Annotated in this window: 1 pseudogene; it reads right to left on the reverse strand. The window is 60.3% G+C overall.

What is annotated here, in order from left to right:
• Positions 1 to 195: pseudogene (locus ACEWB7_RS18415) on the reverse strand (hypothetical protein); the annotation flags it as partial.
• Positions 196 to 401: the final 206 nt, after the last annotated feature.

The raw sequence follows: 401 nt of genomic DNA on the forward strand, positions 1-401 counted from the left end.
GGCCTGCACCGCCAGCTCGGCGTCGGCAGCGTCGCAGGAGGCCACCTTGGTCAGCAACTGGCCGTTGGCCGGGTTGATGCAATCGAAGGTGGCGCCGTTGACGGCATCCCGGTAGCTGCCATCGATAAAGGCTTGCGAGGGCAGGGTCAGATGGGCGGCCTTGTGTTGCCACTGGGCCAGGGTCAGGTCACTCATGTTCACTCCTTGAACCGGCAAAAAACGTCTTCGCGTATCAATATGCTAAACATCTTGCCGCTTGTAAATCCAACTTGTAACAATTCATTAAACACTTGCCGCTCCGTGCTCGAGAAAAGGCCCCGATCTGCGGCGGACCTTACCCAGGCTGCAGGGCCGTCTCGTGGAGGGGCGAGCGGCCCTGGCCACCCATGGGGATCAGAAGC

Source organism: Acinetobacter sp. NIOH-H-8 (assembly GCF_046635365.1).
Classification (GTDB): domain Bacteria; phylum Pseudomonadota; class Gammaproteobacteria; order Pseudomonadales; family Moraxellaceae; genus Acinetobacter.